The organism is Paenibacillus sp. FSL H3-0457, assembly GCF_037981725.1.
GTDB classification, from domain to species: Bacteria; Bacillota; Bacilli; order Paenibacillales; family Paenibacillaceae; genus Paenibacillus; species Paenibacillus amylolyticus.
Map to the genome: position 1 here is coordinate 3550060 of NZ_CP150283.1, position 18487 is coordinate 3568546.

Sequence of the window (18487 nt, forward strand, 5' to 3'; positions counted from 1 at the left end):
GAGGAATCAAATTCCGATGAATGTAGTCGTCAAGTTGATACGTGAATTCAAAGAGCGAGATAACCGGCGTTTGTTGAAGGATTATCGAGACAAAGTGGAGCTTATCAGGAAACGGAACTTGGAAGTTTGGGATGATCAGCACCTGCAAGCGGAATCTCTTCGGCTGCAAGAAGAAGCAAGATCAGGCAAGCCTTTGGATGATCTGCTTGTTGATGCTTATGCTCTAGTCTGCGAGGTTGCGAAGAGAACACTCGGATTACAGCCTTATGATGTCCAGATTATGGCTGCTATCGCTTTGCACGAGAGATTTTTGATCGAGCAGCATACCGGTGAAGGAAAAACACTCTCTGCCGTTATGCCTGTTTATCTCAACGCTTTGACAGGCAAAGGCGTTCATGTGCTTACTTTTAACGATTACTTGGCAAATCGAGATGCGGCGTGGATGGGCCCGATCTATCGCTTCCTCGGGTTAACGGTAAGCTCGGTTCAATCGGGCATGAGCCTATTCGAGAAACGGGAAGCTTACGCCAAGGACATAACCTATGTTACAGCTAAAGAAGCAGGGTTCGATTATTTGCGCGACACAATCGCATTTAATGAAGCTGATACCGTGCATCGTCCTTTCCATTACGTCATCGTCGATGAAGCAGATTCATTGCTTCTTGATGAAGCACGAGTGCCGTTAGTCATTAGTGGCGATTCGAGTGCTTCCAAAAGTGATGGCGTTCTTTTCGCAGAAGTGGCCCGGCAGCTGCAGCCAGGAGAGCATTACGATTTTGACGAGTTCCAGCGGAACGTTTACTTGAATGAAGCGGGTGCTGCAAAAGCAGAGTTGCTGCTGGGATGTGGCAATTTGTACGATAGCCATAACAGTCATTGGTTAACGTCATTGAATTGTGCGCTGCATGTGGAATCGTTATTAAAAAAAGACGTTGATTACATCGTCAGGGACGGTGTAATCGAGCTAATCGAAGAACACACCGGACGCGTGGCCGAGAACAGGTATTTGCCAGACGGGCTACAAGCTGCGCTGGTGGCAAAAGAAGGGTTGCAGTGGAAGGCCGGTGGGAGAATTCTCGGCACGATCACTATTCAACATTTTATTAGCCTGTATTCGGGAATTTGCGGAATGACGGCTACGGCGCATGCTTCAGCAATGGAATTTGAGGATATCTATGCGCTGCAAGTCGTGCAAATACCGCCAAACCAGCCAAACATACGGATCGATCACAAACACCGAATTTACACCCATAAAGAAGCCAAATATAAGGCGCTTGTACAAGAAATCTCTTCCGTCCATAGGGTAGGACGCCCCATTCTTATTGGTACGTCAAGCGTCGAGGAATCTGATATGCTCGCGGAGGCGCTTACCATTGCTGGCGTACCTTGCCAGGTTCTGAATGCAAAAAACGATGCAAAAGAAGCCGAAATCATCGCTAAAGCGGGAGAAATAGGCGCGGTAACGGTATCTACGAATATGGCAGGGCGCGGCGTCGATATTCGTCTCGGTGGCGGTAATCCCGCACAGGCAGAAGTGGTTGCCAAACTGGGCGGATTATACGTGATAGGTACATATGTGAACGAAAGCATGCGGATTGACGACCAGTTGCGCGGACGTTGCGGCCGCCAAGGTGACCCTGGGTCTTCCGTATTTTATATTAGCCTGGAGGACGAGTTGATGCTTCGCTTTGGCATTCATAAACTGTTTCGCGCTCCAAATCAGGACGAGGTTCTTCATGATCCGGCGCTCCACAGCAAAATCGAGCATATCCAGCGCGTTATTATAGGTCAAAACTTCGATATTCAGCGGGAATTGAACTGTTATTCGGATATGGTGGAGGATCAGAGGCGAATTCTATATGAAGAACGGTTCGGAATTTTGAAAGCTGAGAGACTGATGAGTCCATCGGAGCGGCGTGTACGGCTTTTTTATATCGACGAGTTCTGGGCTGACCATCTGGCATTTGTTTCTTACATTCGTGAAAGCATTCATCTCGAGAGCATTACCAGTCGTAACCCAATCGACGAGTTTCATACGCAAATCACCCAAGCATTCGAGCAAATTCCGGCTAAAATAGATCATGAGTCGGCAAATATGCTTAGAAAACTTGGAGGTTCGAATGATCCCGAGAAATGGGAACAGTTCGGTCTGAAGAGTCCTATTTCGACTCGAACCTATATGATCAACGATCAATACAGCCAAGATAAGCGCAGCTCATGGACCGGAACGACGGTATTTGCTTTTTGGGGCAGTAAGATTTTGAAGCTATTACTGAAGCCAGTATATAGGATGTCAAAATAGTGATGGGAGCGTGACGATCGATGAACAATAATTGTTGAATTCGATTATGAAACTGAGATTTTTTGGGGAGAAGTATAAATACGGCATTTGAAAGTCGCTATTATAGCGGCTTTTTTTTATTTTAGTAGAAAAGTTCTTGTCTCACCTGCCGGGATTAGCTGTTGGAACGAGCCAGGCACACTTCCTTAAAATCTTATAAGAAATTCTTGATATTTCAGAAATTTATCCGATAGGCGGGTGCTATTATACAAATACAAACAAAGACAAGGTGATGAAATGCAAGCAAAGTTGGCAGCGGACGCCATTCCCATCTCCAAAAAGCGAAAGACATGGATAAGGACGATACAAAGGTACAAAGTGATGTATGCTCTCTTATTACCAGCCTTAATTTACTTTGCGGTATTCAAATACATTCCTATGGCGGGAATTATGATTGCTTTTAAAAACTACAACCTGGCTTTGGGACTATGGGATAGCCCATGGGTGGGATTCAAAAATTTTACGGATTTTATGAACGGCGTTTATTTCTGGGACATCATGAAAAATACGATTGTTATATCGCTGTATAAGCTATTGTTCGGTTTCTCCGCGCCCATCGTGCTTGCTTTACTCCTCAATGAAGTGTATAGCCAATGGTTTAAGAAAATCGTACAGACGATCACTTATTTACCTCATTTTCTATCATGGGTCATTGTGTATGGAATTATGGTAGCATTACTAGCCCCAGGCGATGGTCTCTTTAACATGATTTTGAAGGATTTAGGTGTTGAACCCATCTCGTTTCTAACCGAACCTGCCTGGGGCAGAATGCTGATCATCTTATCTGAAGTATGGAAGGATATTGGATGGGGGGCGATTTTGTACCTTGCCGCCTTGGCAGGAATCGATCCAAGCTTGTATGAAGCGGCTCGAATGGATGGTGCATCCAAATGGAGACAGCTCTGGCATATCACGTTACCTGGTATTCGAGGAGTCATTATTCTGATGCTGATTCTTAAATTAAGCCATATCCTGGATGCGGGTTTTGACCAAATATTCATGTTTGCCAACACCTTTAACCAGGAGAAGATCGATATTATCGACACATGGGTATACCGGGAAGGGTTGGAGCGTCTTAAGATTGGCTTGGCTACTGCTGTAGGATTGTTTAAAGCTGTCATCGGATTTGCTTTAGTGTTGGCAGCGAATAAGCTCGCCAAAAAATTCGATGGGCAAATCTGGTGAGGTGGTCTTTAGAATGATCCATATGACAATCGGGGAAAAAGTCTGGCAAACCGTCGTTTATGTAGTTCTTATTATATTATCCCTACTGTGCGTGCTGCCCTTTCTATATGTGGTTGCTGTCTCCGTAACACCAGAATCGGAAGTATTAAGAAGAGGGATTGTGATTATACCAGAATCCTTTACCTTTCTGGCCTATAAAGAAGTATTCATTTCTCATGGAATCTGGCAGGCGTATAAAATTACGTTGTTCCGAACGATTGTAGGGACTGCGTTAAACGTGTTTTTTACGGTAATCGCGGCCTACCCGTTATCCAAAAAATATTTGCCCGGAAGAAGTCCATTTTTACTCTTCATTGTGTTTACCATGATGTTCAGTGGGGGATTAATTCCGACTTATTTACTAATCCGCTCTTTGGGATTGTTAAACAGTCCTTGGGTATTGATTATTCCAAATCTCATTAGTGCATTTAATCTGGTGATCATCAAAGGTTTTTTTGAACAATTACCTGGTGAAATTGAGGAATCAGCGAGGGTAGACGGTGCCAGTGAACTTCAGACGTTATGGCGGATCATTTTACCCCTGTCCTTACCCGTACTGTCCACCATTTCCTTATTCTACGCAGTCGGGCATTGGAACAGTTATTTTGATGCCATTGTATATATCAATGATTCCAACTACATGCCACTTCAAGTGATTTTGCGTAACATCCTGCTTAACGTTGCAACTCAAAGCGCTGATTCGCTCGCCAATTCCGGGGCTGTCAGTACGTTCGCTGTGCAGATGGCTACAGTAGTTGTAACTACAGTCCCGATATTGATCGTTTATCCATTTTTGCAAAAGCATTTTACCAAAGGTGTACTCCTGGGATCCGTTAAAGGATAAAAGGTGTACCAACCTAACTTATTACGGGGAAACCGTGATAATATACAAGCAAAGGAGAGGTCAATATGCAGCGTAAAAAGATTTCATTTGCTATTCTGTCGGCAATCTTAGGACTTGGAACGCTTTTGTCAGGATGTGGGGGAAATGAAGAAGTTACATCGACAAATTCGGGTAATTCGCAAGGCCAGACTGGCCAGTTTGCAACCAAAATGAAAATCTCAATGTTTAACCAAGGCACTTTTAATGCTGCTGCTCCGGTACCTCCACGTGATGAAGATATTCAACGCCAAATGTTGGAAAAAGAGATGAACATCGACTTGGAGATGATGATTCCTCAGGCTGGGCAAGCAACAACCAAACTGAATACACTCATTGCAGGCGGGGATATTCCAGACTTGATCTTCTTGAAAAGTCGTGCTGATCTTGCGCAATATTACGACCAAGGAGTTCTTGCGGATTTAACACCGTATATGGACCAATTCCCTGAACTACAGAAACGGTTTGGCACCGACTCATGGGAGGCAATGTCCTATCAAGGAAAAACCATTGGAGTTCCAGGCTATGATAATGTAAACGGTATCAGTCGAAGCTTCTTTATCCGTAACGATTGGCTGAAAAAGCTGAATATGGAGGTACCAACGACACCTGATGAGTTGTTCGAAGTTATGAAAGCCTTTACAGAGAAAGACCCGGACGGGAATGGCAAAAACGATACGTACGGATTCATCGGCGGTATGAATAAAGAAGGTAATCTGCAAACCTATGGCTTTGATAGCTTGATGTGGATGTTTGGCGTCAATCCTCCTTCAGCCGTTGAGATAAAAGATAATGAACCGGTATTTCTGTTTATCGATCCCAAAATGAAAGAGGCGCTTGCTTACATTAATAAAATGATGGCAGCCAAGGTGGTTGACCCGGACTGGGTGACGATGAATTCGCCTGATCTGTTGGACCAAAAGATGTTTAAGGGTAGAGTTGGCTTCATGATCAGAGATGCTCGCAGACTGGAGCCGGATTATCAGCAGAAAATGAAAGAAATTAGTGGCGAGGTGCCGGAATGGATCGTTATTCCTCCGATGAAAGGTCCTTACGGTGATCAAATTGTAGAGAGAAAATCATTCCAAGGTAATTCATGGGCCATATCCGCAAAAGCGGACGAGGATAAAATCATTCGGATCTTGTCCATGCTGAATTATCTCTTTACGGATGAAGAAGCTTATCCAAACTTTGCATACGGAATCAAAGGAATCCATTGGGATGTCGTAGACGGCAAGATCAAAAATAAAACCTCCGAGTTATCAAAGGAAATGAAAGAGAAGTACCTGTGGGTCGATCATTATAGAATGCCGCGCCGTGGTGATGATGCGGAGTACTTCAGTTTCCAGAATCCGAAGACAGCGGAAGCTTTCAAGGATAATCAGCAATATGTGGGGCCAACGCTGCCCGGAAATTTATTGACCCCAGACCCAAGCGATAGCTTGGATGCTGACCGCACACGCTTCATTAATGAAAGCTTGGTTAAATTTATGACGGGCAAAGAGCCTCTTTCCAACTGGGACAATTTCCTCCAGACGCTGGATACCAAGTTTGACATGCAGAAATATAAGGAAACAGCAATCCAGCAATTTAAAGAAGCCGGCCTTATCAAGTAAAAATAAACGAAGAGAGAGTGGCTATTCGTAGCCCCTCTCTTTATTAGCATATGCTATTCTTAGTTTAAAACGGAACTAAAAGGAAGATGATGGATGCGAAGAAGAATCAGCTTGCCTTTAAAATTATTTTTTATCGTGTTTGCCTTTGTATTAGGCTGCATCATCTTGATAAGCCAATTGTCTTATCGCTATGTCCAAAAGGAAATAAGAACCAATGACATTTTTTACACCAATCAAATACTAGACAAGGTTGACCAGTATTTTACCGTTAATTTTTCCTCCTTCCAGACGATTCTCTTCTCAGTGGAAACATCAGTGAAAGCCAACATTAACAATACCGAAGTGATTAAAAAGCAATTAAGGGAGCTGTATGAACTCAACAGTATTTATGTCAGTAATATTTATTTGATCAAAAGCGATTTATCCATTCTGGGCGGAAGTACACCTACTCGAATATTCGATGAACCTTTATCTGAAAGAGCACCTTTATTTGATGCGGCTGACAAAAATAGAAGGACTACCTTTGTTAGTGAACCTTACAAATCGAAGTATTCCGGCTGGACCGTTACGATGGTTCGATATCTGAACGGTGCTCCGTTTCCTATGGCTATTGCGGTTGATTTGGATCTAAATGCCATTGAAGAAACCTTGTTCAAGATTAATAAACAGGAACAAATGAATCTGGCTCTGATCACTGCGTCAGGTAAGATCATTGCCGGATTTTCTGAAAATAAAGGACCTCTGAATATTCAAGATCATTCTTTTTCGATCGGAGAGACGTCAGCGGAAGAAATTCTGGATACGACAGAAACAAACCTTCAACTGTTTACCAACGATGGTATTCCGGTCTCCCTTTTGAAAAAACCAACGGAGAAGTTCAACTGGACCATCATCTCGATCAACGATGAATCACGCTTAAAAGCAGCGTTGTCCAGATTGGAAACCTATTACCTCGAGTTGCTCGCTGCAGGTCTTATTTTAAGTTTGTTCATTTCTTTTTTGGTTGCCAAATATATAAGAAAACCACTCTATACGCTCAAAACAAAAATGAAGCAGGTGGAACAAGGTATCCTTACAACAACAGTTACGATTAATCGAAACGATGAGTTTGGCGATCTTTCACGAGCATTCGATCGTATGTTACAGCAAATTGTGGAACTGATTCGCCGGGCCGAGCTTCATAATGAACTTGAGCGGAAGCTGGAAATCCAAGTGTTACAGTCTCAAATAAACCCACATTTTCTGTATAACACACTTGGTTCAATCAGCAATGTGATACGTCTCGGACAAATAGAGAAAGTAGATGTGGTGATCGGGTCGCTCATTTCATTATTGGAGTACGGGATAGACGACGCTTCAGAGAAGGTTTCCCTACGCCAGGAATTACGCAATGTAGCAGACTATATTGAGATCCAGAACATTCGGTATAACCGAAACTTCCACTTGATTGAAAATATCGAAGCAGGACTGATGGATTTCCCAGTTTTCCGAATGCTGCTACAGCCCCTTGTGGAGAATAGTATCTTCCATGGTTATAACGGAGGGGGAATTGAGGGGCCAATTACGATTCATGCGTACAGGGAGGACAGCATCGTCATCATCGAAGTTATTGATCAAGGAGAGGGAATTCCAGCTGATAAAATAAAACATATTTTAATCTCAGAACCGAGTGAAGAGGAAGTAAAAAGGAAAAGAATCGGACTGAATAATATTCATGGGCGAATAAGACTCCACTACGGAGATCAATTCGGGCTGGATATCATTAGCATACCTAAGGAAATAACCCGTATACGCGCTGTATTCCCGGCAGAATTGCCAAAAGGAGATGCATAATGGGGAGAGACTATACCTGCTTCATTGTTGACGATGAAGACCTGATCATTCAGCGATTGGAATTGTTTTTTAATGAACTCTCTCATAGGGATCGACGATTTGTTCTGGTGGGCAAAGCGAATAATGGGCTGAATGGGATCGAGGAGATCATAAAACTTAAACCGGATATCGTCATATCCGATATTGTAATGCCGCGAATGGACGGAATCTCCATGATTGAGCAGCTCAAGGCGGAGCTCCCCCATACCCAATACATACTTCTGACCGCCTATTCATCCTTCGAATACGCTCAGCGGGCGATTCAAGCCAACGTATTGGAGTACATTGTAAAGGTTCCGCTGCGGGAAGCCGATTTGAATCGAGCGTTGGATAAGGCAGCCGGAATTTTAAATGAGTTTGAGAAAAAAGAGGCGGAGTTTCACTCATTAAACGTATCCGTGCTTGAAAATAAATACAGAGTCCGCAAGCAATTTTTTAACGAATTGATCCGAGGTGAAATTCCTTCTCATCGGGCATCAGATTTTGCCAATTGCATGCAGTTTCATTTCTTTCAAGCCAACTATTGCTGCTTCATCGTTGAGATGAATACGTACGAAAGTTTCCGAAACGAATACGCGGCCGCAGATCAAAACATCTTGAAGTATGCGATAACAAATATCATCGAAGAAACAGTGATGAATGGTAGCAGTGGCGTAGCTGCGGATCTGTCCGATAATCGTTTTATTGGCTTTTTATCCTGGGAAAATAACCGCAGTGATATGGAAACGGAATATGCTTGCCTGTCCTTGGGAGGGCAGATCATCTCTCATTTGCATCAATATTTGAATAAAAGGGTGTCTGTCGCTTTTGGAAGTCCACACCGAGGTTGGGAATCGATCAAACAGGCGTATACGGAAGCAAAAAATGTGAGTGAGGATTTCTATTATCATACCGAAAAAGTCGTAAAAACACCGATGCATCGGTTCCAATACCATAATGACAAAAAAGCAGACTTTCAGCAGAAGCTGGCTGATTTTCTTATACGGCTGAAACGAAAGATTTCCAAGGAAGAGCTGGACAATGCACTCGCCGATCTATCGCAATTTATTACGGACCATAAAATTCACAAGTCTATCATGGCGCCAATGATTAGAGATTTGTACAGAGACATTACCGTGAAATTTAAATCGGGGAATAAGATGGCCACGGAAGTTCCAGACTTCCCCATGGAATTTATGGCTTTTCAGGAGCAGCTCGCCTATATTGGCGACTTCACATTCGAATACGTGCATGCGGGCCAACTATTACATCGTGCAGAAATTATGAGTGCAATGCATTATATAGAGACAAACCTGAAACAACGTTTAACGTTGGAGGCAATTGCCGAAGAAGTGAATTTAGCACCATCGTATTTTAGCAGCTTATTCAAAAAAACAATGAACGAAGGCGTGATCAGCTACATTAACCGTAAAAAAATCCATCTCGCCCTCGAGTTGTTAAACGTTCGAGATTATTCATTATTGGAATTGTGCGAGGAAGTAGGCATCGTCAATGAAGGGTACTTTTGCAAACTTTTTAAAGAATATACGGGGGATACACCTAAGCAATATCGGATAAAAATGACACGGTAGGAATTCAAATAAGGATACAAAAAAATGTATGATTTTTTCGCGAAATCCTGTAAAAAAAAAGGGGTCAAAACCATTACCATGATAGGAGCATCTAATCATGGAGGTTATCAAAATGGAGCTTATGAAATCAGATGTAACCGTCATAGGTGGAGGAATTGCCGGGATATGCGCTGCCATTGCTGCCGCACGCCAAGGGTTGCTGGTTTCACTTATCAATGATCGGCCAGTTCTGGGTGGAAATGCGAGCAGCGAGGTCAGAGTTCACATTAACGGGTCGGCATATCTCGGAAACAGTCCATCCTATTATGCTCGCGAAGGCGGGTTGGTGGAAGAACTCAAACTGAAGATCTTTCATTATAATCCGTTATACAACAAAAAGCTTATGCTTTCACTTTCGGATACGGTCTTGCTTGACATGGTGTATGATGAGCCCAACATTTCTCTATTTCTGAATACATGTGTGCATGAAACGGGCATGGAGAACGGCAGAATTCAATGGGTGGAGGGCCTTCAATTGGCTTCCGAAAGAAAATTTCGTTTTGAAAGCCCAACCTATATCGATTGCTCCGGTGATGGAATTGTTGGATACCAAGCAGGTGCTCACTTCCGATGGGGAAGAGAGGCGAAGCATGAATACCAGGAGGAGCTCGCTCCAGAAGTGGCAGATCATTACACGATGGGTGATACGATTCTGTTTCAAGCCCGTGACGTAAACTATTCCGTTCCTTACAAAAGGCCAGGCTTTGCGTATGATATTACGAAGCTGGAGTTTTTTGATAGTATCAGAAAAGGATTAAACCATCGATCTTTTCCAAGGAAAATCAACGGGCTTGGCGGATTGTGGTGGCTGGAATACGGCGGACATATGGATATTATCAAGAATAATGAAGACATCGCCTTGGAACTGCGGAAATTGGTTTACGGGATATGGGATTATATCAAAAATAGCGGTGAGTTTGATGATGTAGACAACCTTATCCTGGATTATGTATGCCCGATTCCGGGAAAGCGGGAGTCGAGACGGTTTATAGGTGAACACATGCTGTCTCAGAACGATCTTACAACAAAGACTCATTTCGAAGATGCGGTATCCGTCGGAGGTTGGTACATGGATCTGCATGCAAATAAAGGCATCTACGATGAAGGGCCGGCTACCGCGTGGAACTTTGTGCCGGGATTGTATAATATCCCTTTTCGCAGCTTATTTTCACGCAATATTCCTAATCTCATGTTCGCTGGCCGCAATATAAGCGCTACTCATGTGGCTTTTGGATCTACAAGGGTCATGGCAACCTGTGGTTGTATGGGGCAGGCGGTAGGAACGGCTGCTGCGTTATGCGTAAAATATGATACAGACCCTGGGGACATCGTCAAAGCACATATGGATGAGCTTCAGACGCAGCTGCTTCGCGACGGGCAAACGATTGTAGGGCTTCAAGAGCCGTTAGATCCTTATTTCACAGACGGATTAACGATTCGTGCCTCGTCTCAGCGAAGCTATGAACAACTTTATCCAACCGAAGAGATCTCCTTGGAGAAAGCGTTATGTTTGGTCTTGCCGATTATGACATCCGTGGCTGAAAGCGTGCAGATCAAAATTAAAAATAGATCCGAGCATTTGGAAACGTTGCAAGTGAAGCTGTTTGGCGGGGAGCGGAAGGAAAACTATATTCCCGCCAACGAACTGAAGGGCTACAACTTGGTGATTTCAGCGGGTCACGATGACTGGATTACACTGGAACTCAGCTGCAAGAAGCCAGAAGACGACAAAATCTACATCGTATTGGAAGGTACGGCGAGCCTTGCCGTGTATGGCAATGAAGAGAAAATGACTGGAGCGGTGAGCTTCCTTTATAGACCGGAAGAGCCATCCAGGCTGAAGAAGCTTAATAAGAGCATTTGCTTCAAAGACCTGATACCATCCCAGGATATGTATAATCCCGCGAATGTCGTCAACGGCTTCTCTAGACCTTATGGTCTGCCTAACGGCTGGATTTCGGAACGTACGGAAGGACAGGAATGGTTGGAATTTGGTTTTGCAAGCCCCAAGAATCTGGACGAGATCCATCTTGTTTTCAATTCGCAGCTAAATTTGGAACATTTCGACGATCCGATCGAGCCATTGATTCAAGACTATGATGTGACCTTAACCTTAGAAGACGGAACCGAGAGTGTAACTAAAGTCCGTGGGAATTATCTTTCGTTGAATAAACATCAGGTGCATGCAACTGGTGTAACCCGAATCCGGTTTGATTTCTGTGCAACGTATGGTTCGCCTTATTATGAAGTGTTTGCTGTGAAATTTTTTGCTCCTAAAAACACTAAGTGAGGGCGGGTGAAGTCGTGATGAAGGAATTTTTCCCACGAAGAGGGCTACCTAATGTCATTCAGAAGTTGGAAAATGGGGAAACAGTAACAATCGTTTATTTTGGCGGCAGTAATACACGTTCGAAAGGATACAGGGTCATGACGGCGGATTGGCTGCGGGGGCAATATCCCCATGCCGATATCCACGCTGTGAATGCAGGCATTGATGGGACAGGATCGGACCTCGGCTGCGCCCGTTTGGAGACAGATGTACTGCGTCATCAGCCTGATCTCGTGTTTGTTGAATTTGTTGGCAACGATGGCGGAGTGCCCGAATCCAAAGCGCGGATCGAAGGCATTGTCCGACAGATTCGCAAGCGGAGCCGGTTTACCGATATTCTGTTTGTATATACGGTTAAGGAGCGGGACTTGACCTCATTTCAATCCGGCGAGTACCAGAAGGGCGCTCTTATGCAAGAGGAAGTCGCCGACTATTACGGCATTCCTTCCATTCATCTGGGCGTAGCGGTCAGTCAATTGGTTTCGGATGGAAAGCTTATTTTTACTTCAAGAGCAGACGTGTCCATCCCCGGAGCCGTTATTTTCACGCATGATTCGATCCATCCGACGATTCCCGAAGGACACCAGATCTACACAGATACAATCACCCGGTCGTTAGAGAAAATCAGAGAACTTCGAGATCACGTGGGAAAAGTCGAACATCACTTGCCGCAGGACCCCTTGGTCCCGTCCAATCCTTGGGAGTATGCAACCATGCTGCCACTGGATCGTCTTACTCATTTTTCCGCAGGGTGGTCTTACATGACCCCTGATGATTTTCCTTTAGTGCGTGAGTATGATTGGTTGTTCCCCGGTCTGTGGCGAGCAGTTGATCCTGGAGAGGCGATCACAGTGGAGTTTGAGGGAACCCACATCGGGCTATTTGATATCGGGGGGCCGGATTCTGGCCGATTGAAGGTGTCGGTGGATGGAGGGGAACCCTTCCTTATTGATCGATTCACACCCTATAACGATCATAATCGAAATCAATATGTTTTCTTACCGGAGCTACCAAATGGGAAACATACAGTTCGCTTTGAGATCGATCACGAGAAAACTGACAAAGCGGCCGTGTTTGAGACAAGTGGCAATGAACGAAGTATGGAGCATATTAGGCAGCATCCAGCTTGGTATGATCAAACGGTCATTCAGCTTGGAAAATTGTTATTGGTGCAGCCGCCATTATAATTGATGGATTCACTTGGGACACTTGGAAGACCTATATTCTATCTGACTGCAACTGAGCAATCAATTAGGATGTAGGTTTCTTTTTTTACTTAAAATCGTATAAGAAATTCTTGAAATGAAAGAAATTTCACCGTAATCTAACATGCTAAGATAAAAACGACAGAGCGGGATTAGGCAGATAACTCATTTTTGGAAGCGTTATCATTATGAGGAGAGGCTGTGAATTGTATGGTCAAAAGGAAGCTGTTTTTCTTCATCGTTTTCATGTTGACGGTCGTAGTTCCTTCCAGCCTGATCGGAATAAGGACCGTTTATGCGGAGACCTTACCTTATCAGACGATTATCATCGATGACGGGAGTATCAAGATCAATGATGTTGTGACAGCTGATGCGGGTAACGAGAACAATGGATATGCGGCTCCAAATTGGACTACAAGCACAGGGGTGAAGGGGTATGATCTTTCCAGCACCAAATATACGAGTACAGCAGGCAGAACGATAACATGGAATCCACGCTTGGAAGCAGGAACCGCGAAAATATCGTTCTATAAGCTGGATTGGGCGGATAAGGCTGATAGCAATGTAAAATTCGAAATTGTTCATAATGGAACAACGGATGTAGTCTTTATGGATCTAAGACCCTCATCTGGCGCTCCCGCAGGGTGGGTTGATTTGGGAGAGTACTATTTTTCTGGAGTTGGTGAAGAATTCGTTCAATTGACCCGTTCTACCGGCACCACAAACACGATCCTTACACGCGCGGATGCGGTCAAGTTCGAAGGGAATATAACGCAGAAAGAGCCACATAAGACAATCATCATTGATGATGGGAGCCTCACAATTGATCATGTCGTTACGGTTGATTCCGGCAACGCTAATAACGGATTCTCCGCTCCATATTGGAGCACAAGCGCGGGAGTGAAGGGATACAATAATTCCAGTTCCAAATTTACAGACGCTGTAGGTAGAAGCATCACCTGGAATCCACGCTTGGAAGCAGGGACGGCGAGAATATCGTTCTATAAGCTGGATTGGGCGGATAAAGCAGATAGTAATGTGAAAATTGAGATTGTTCATAACGGGATAACAGATGTCAAGTTTATGGATCTAAGACCTTCGTCAGGTCCATCGGTTGGTTGGGTGGATCTGGGGGAGTATGAGTTTAGTGGTGATGATAGCGAATTTGTCAGGCTGACTCGAACACAGCCTTCTACGGGTACAATTATTACGCGGGCTGATGCAGTCAAGTTCGAGGGGAATATCCGTCAACAAGAGCCACCGCTCCCCCCACTAAGGAGCCGTACCTTAGCAAATCTTAGTTACACAGAGAAAGGCAGCATCGAAAATGCGAACTACAAAGCAACCTTCCATGAGGCAGTATGGGATGGAGGCAAATCCATCGTTCGTGACATGTTCTACAAAAACACGGAGACAGGGAACTGGGTTCCAATCAATAATGAATCAGAACGACTTGAGGAGCAATGGGTTTTATTGGACGGGAATGCGGGGAGCCGAACCAATTACTATGATACGATGAACAAACGCTGGATTACATTCGACGGGGTCCATTTTCCCGACAGCCACACGGCGGTATTGACCGATTCTACGCATGGCAGTGATTACGATTTTGAAGTGAACTGGTCCATGGCAGGGGATAAACCAGATGTTTCTTTTGCCTTTACGCCTCGCCGCGATGGCAATTATGTGATTGGATATCAGTCCTTCACAACAGAGGCAGTCTCGGGCATCAATGAAGTGTTAAATGGATTCAGGTCACATGCCAAAATGGTAGGTACGGTGGAATCAACAAGTTTAAGAGAGCTGAGCGCTCCGATGAGCCTGGTTGAGAAAAAAGATGGTTCGGGAAATCCATTAACGTATGGCGTATTTGTACCTTCGGCAGAGCTTCCGGTTGAATTTGAACCGACGGGAGGTGTGACGAAACAACGGCTTGGCATGAGCCTGGTCAACAACGAAGGCAGTGTGCAACCAATCCTGTATGCCCCTCAATTAGGGACTTATTCGCAAATGACCGCAGAAAGCACGTATCAATTTCATATGGGGCTAATCGCTCAAAAAAGCAATCTGTATGAGTCCTACACGGATATTCTTCGCAATGATTATGGTTATTCAGCTTACCGGGAAAATGTGTCAGATCAGTCGCTTACTGACGCGATGTTTAATATGATTGATCTACTTAAAATTGAGCCGCAAGGGGACGACTCTGTGAATTATGTACCATCACCCAGCGGGTGGTGGAGCCGTGCCAAGGGTTTTATTGATATCGAAAACGAGGATAGCGTCCGAACAAGCTCAAATGCAGTTCTTTTGGGAGCTTATTATTTAACTGGGGACGACCAGCTTTACGATACGAGAGCACTGCCGTCCGTCCAGTATGGCGTATCGCGAAATGGTATCGGTTGGTCGCCAACGCAGAAGAAAGTATACGGTGTGCCTTCGTTATGGAAAATGGCTACTCTGCCTTTTGATGTTTCAAGCGTAGCGGCAGTTAATCAGATGATGGGCACTACAGCTGGTATTGGGGCGCTGGCACAGGAAGAATACCTCGTACGTGACCCGGATCAGAAAGACCGCGGGCCTGTCATTCAGCCCCTGATGATGTATCGGATGACGGGAGATGCACAGTATTTGCAAGCTGCGAAGGATGCAGCCGACAGTTATATCACGCAACATATCGATACGCCTTCATCCGTCGATGTGAGTAAAAATGAGTTCATTTATTATTACAGCAAGCTGTGGATGGAGATCTTGGAGCTATATGAGGAAACTCAGGATCCCAAATACTTGGATGCCGCCTATAAGGAAGCCAAACGCTATGCAACAATGTTTGTTGCTCGTCCAGTCCCTGAAGGTGACGTTACGATTCCGCAGCCGGAGACATATAATTATGCGGAGTCGTTCCATTGGCCGGAAAGTGGTAAATTTCAATATCCTAGGCTCAAGCTTCCCGAAGATATTGCCGGAGGTGTTCAAGCGGAGCGTTGGCTTGTTTCACCGAGCGGATTGACGTTTGAAGCAGGAAGTACAACCGGCTATTATCGGATGAATGCTCAGGAAGCTCCGTTCATGCTGAGATTGTCGCTTTATACAGGGGATGAACTGCTACAGGATATTGCTCATAATGCGGTTATTGGACGATATTCCAGTTATCCAGGTTATTATTATAAAGGCTTCGCCGTTAGCCAACTTGAACCGGACTTTCCTCTGGAAGGCCCAAGCGGGGCTACATCCATCTATTATCACCATATCCCGGGGCAGCTCGGGCAAACGATGGATTATTTGATCAGCGAACAATCATTGAAATCGAACGGCAGTATTACGTTTCCTTCCGTTTTTGAAACGAATTTTTTATGGTTCAAATATCACCTCTATGGGAATAAACCAGGTCAATTTTATGGTAATTCGGACGTTTGGCTCTGGATGCCTAAGGGGATTATTAAGACCAACCATCCTCAATTGAATTGGATAACGGGTGAGAGCAGGGATAAATTTTACATCGGATTAAGCAATGCATCGTCTGAAGAAGTTCAGACTCCAATTGAATTAAACGAACAGATCATTGGATTCAATCCGGCGCAGGATTATACCGTAACGATCATCCGCGACAATGGCACACCAGAGCAAACGGTAATGAGTGGTGGAATCATTCAAGCCACGGTTTCAGGCAAGGGCATCACCGCGATCATTGTAGAGGGACTCGATATTGATGTACCGCTGCATCAGGTCAGAACGGCAGATACATCGGATGCAAGTTATTTCTTTGATACCCACAGTCCAATTGATGCGGTTAAAGGCATGCTGATCGTTAAGCCTGACGAAACGGTTTATGATGCTTATGTACAGGCCAAAACAACGAAACCAGCGACAATCCACTATTCCTTGGATGGCGGGGCAACGTACACGACCATCCCAGATACGATCTATCCGATGGAATGGTCGATACGAGTGAATGATTTATCCCAAACTTTCACGTATTACGTGGAATCGGAGGGGAAACAAACCCGCAAGCGGACACTTTATCTGCCTGATCAGGTAACGGAAACTCCAGTCCAACCCGATGGGCAGGATAGCTCAACCATCATTGTGGATAATACAGAGGCGGAGACAGAAGGCGTCTGGATAAGGGATACGACGGCTAACGATTATTATTATGATAACTATGTGTATGCCAAATCTACGACCGGCACAGCGACAAGCAAAATGAGATGGCGGCCTGAGCTGCCAGAAAGTGTCACTTACAGTGTGTATTATAAGATTCCGCAAATCACGGCTGCGAGTGAAAATTGGGCAACAAATGCCTCATTTACCGTTTATCATAGCGGCGGCTCCGATACGGTGACAGTTGATGAGACAACAGCGAATGGTACTTGGGTGCACCTGGGGGATTATCCTTTTGCTGCAGGCGATAGCGGGTACGTGGAACTAACCAATAAGGCCAATAAGTCCAGAGTCGTTGCCGATGCAATCATGTGGGTGGACCCAAACAGGGTACCGCAATTGGAGTCTGCTGTGATCCTGTCCGATCGGAACGAACTGCAGATGACTCAAACCGCACAACTGAGCGTAACCGGTTATTTGGATAACGGTTTGGTCGGTGATCTTACACAGGCCGATGTGCAGTATTTCGTTGATCGTACGGATCTGGCCGAAGTGAATAGCAGTGGGGTGTTGACCCTTCTTAATCTTGATGGAGACACGGATCACATTGAGGTATGGGCTACTGTTACGATTGACGGAGTGACCTTAACCACACCACCTTTGAACATCACGATCAGGGACCTAACGGTTATCGTCGATAGTACAAATACAACGGGGTTATACACGACAGAAGGGTCGTGGAGCCAAAGCAATTTAGCTGGATACAAAATTGGGGTTAAATCCCGCTATTCAACAGTTCAAGGCTCATCAGCAACGTGGAAAGGCGAGTTTCCAGAAGGTAAATATACGGTCTCGATCTACAAACTCGTCCATACGACGGCAAACGATAACAATGTCAAAGTGGAAGTGAAACATAAAGCGGGTACCGAGGTCACCTATATCGATGCAACGGCCGGCTCATCGGGTTGGGTTAATCTGGGAACGTTCGACTTTACGGGTGACGGTAGCGAGTATGTCCGGTTAACCAGAGTTTCGCCTACCACGGTAGACCCGCCAACGCTTCCTGCGGATATGATCTATACGAGGGTTGACGCAGTTATGTTCGAACGGCATTCCGATGATTCGGAGCAGCTTGCCAATGAGGCGCCAGTTGAATCGACACTTTCTGAATAAGGGCAGTGATTTATGAATGGAAGTGGAACAACGGTACGTGATGTTAAACAAATGATTGTAAAATAACGCTAAGAGCCGAGTGGATCAGAACGATCCATTTGGCTCTTTGTGTCTAAGTGTAAGAAAGTGTGGTTAC

9 protein-coding genes are annotated in these 18487 nt (G+C 44.8%); all 9 read left to right on the plus strand.

Translation table 11 applies throughout. The features are described from left to right. The first annotated feature begins 16 nt into the window (after positions 1 to 16). The 9 genes from MHH25_RS15760 to MHH25_RS15800 all read left to right on the plus strand — a co-directional run bounded on the left by MHH25_RS15760 (position 17) and on the right by MHH25_RS15800 (position 18351). Positions 17 to 2302, plus strand: a complete 2286-nt coding sequence (locus MHH25_RS15760; protein ID WP_340017483.1) for a DEAD/DEAH box helicase — start codon at positions 17 to 19, stop codon at positions 2300 to 2302. 276 nt (positions 2303 to 2578) lie between these two features. After that, positions 2579 to 3526 (plus strand): ABC transporter permease subunit, encoded by a 948-nt coding sequence (locus MHH25_RS15765; RefSeq protein ID WP_211083411.1) that lies wholly within the window; start codon positions 2579 to 2581, stop codon positions 3524 to 3526. A 13-nt stretch (positions 3527 to 3539) separates the two neighbouring features. Then, a complete protein-coding gene (locus MHH25_RS15770; protein ID WP_036615551.1) occupies positions 3540 to 4409 on the plus strand; it encodes a carbohydrate ABC transporter permease in 870 nt (289 codons plus the stop codon). Positions 4410 to 4474: 65 nt separating this feature from the next. Further along, positions 4475 to 6061 carry an extracellular solute-binding protein gene (locus MHH25_RS15775; protein ID WP_340017484.1) on the plus strand — a complete coding sequence of 529 codons (1587 nt, stop codon included), beginning with the start codon at positions 4475 to 4477 and terminating at the stop codon, positions 6059 to 6061. Between the two features lie 93 nt (positions 6062 to 6154). Next, positions 6155 to 7894: a histidine kinase gene (locus MHH25_RS15780; RefSeq protein ID WP_340017485.1), complete on the plus strand. Its 1740-nt coding sequence runs from the start codon at positions 6155 to 6157 to the stop codon at positions 7892 to 7894. Next, positions 7894 to 9504 carry a response regulator gene (locus MHH25_RS15785; protein ID WP_340017486.1) on the plus strand — a complete coding sequence of 537 codons (1611 nt, stop codon included), beginning with the start codon at positions 7894 to 7896 and terminating at the stop codon, positions 9502 to 9504. Before MHH25_RS15780 ends, MHH25_RS15785 begins: the two co-directional genes overlap by 1 nt. Before the next feature lie 97 nt (positions 9505 to 9601). Further along, complete coding sequence (locus tag MHH25_RS15790; RefSeq protein ID WP_340017487.1) at positions 9602 to 11833, plus strand: FAD-dependent oxidoreductase; 2232 nt, start codon at positions 9602 to 9604, stop codon at positions 11831 to 11833. A gap of 17 nt (positions 11834 to 11850) precedes the next feature. After that, the gene (locus MHH25_RS15795; RefSeq protein ID WP_340020513.1) at positions 11851 to 13059 is read left to right on the plus strand and encodes a GDSL-type esterase/lipase family protein; all 1209 of its coding nucleotides are present in this window, start codon (positions 11851 to 11853) and stop codon (positions 13057 to 13059) included. A gap of 228 nt (positions 13060 to 13287) precedes the next feature. Further along, positions 13288 to 18351, plus strand: coding sequence for a hypothetical protein (locus MHH25_RS15800; RefSeq protein ID WP_340017488.1), 5064 nt, complete (start codon positions 13288 to 13290; stop codon positions 18349 to 18351). Positions 18352 to 18487 lie beyond the last annotated feature (136 nt).

Bases quoted from the DNA above. Each gene is read 5' to 3' on its own strand.
- MHH25_RS15760 (WP_340017483.1), top strand. From the start codon at position 17: ATGAATGTAGTCGTCAAGTTGATACGTGAATTCAAAGAGCGAGATAAC.
- MHH25_RS15765 (WP_211083411.1), top strand. From the start codon at position 2,579: ATGCAAGCAAAGTTGGCAGCGGACGCCATTCCCATCTCCAAAAAGCGA.
- MHH25_RS15770 (WP_036615551.1), top strand. From the start codon at position 3,540: ATGATCCATATGACAATCGGGGAAAAAGTCTGGCAAACCGTCGTTTAT.
- MHH25_RS15775 (WP_340017484.1), top strand. From the start codon at position 4,475: ATGCAGCGTAAAAAGATTTCATTTGCTATTCTGTCGGCAATCTTAGGA.
- MHH25_RS15780 (WP_340017485.1), top strand. From the start codon at position 6,155: ATGCGAAGAAGAATCAGCTTGCCTTTAAAATTATTTTTTATCGTGTTT.
- MHH25_RS15785 (WP_340017486.1), top strand. From the start codon at position 7,894: ATGGGGAGAGACTATACCTGCTTCATTGTTGACGATGAAGACCTGATC.
- MHH25_RS15790 (WP_340017487.1), top strand. From the start codon at position 9,602: ATGGAGGTTATCAAAATGGAGCTTATGAAATCAGATGTAACCGTCATA.
- MHH25_RS15795 (WP_340020513.1), top strand. From the start codon at position 11,851: ATGAAGGAATTTTTCCCACGAAGAGGGCTACCTAATGTCATTCAGAAG.
- MHH25_RS15800 (WP_340017488.1), top strand. From the start codon at position 13,288: ATGGTCAAAAGGAAGCTGTTTTTCTTCATCGTTTTCATGTTGACGGTC.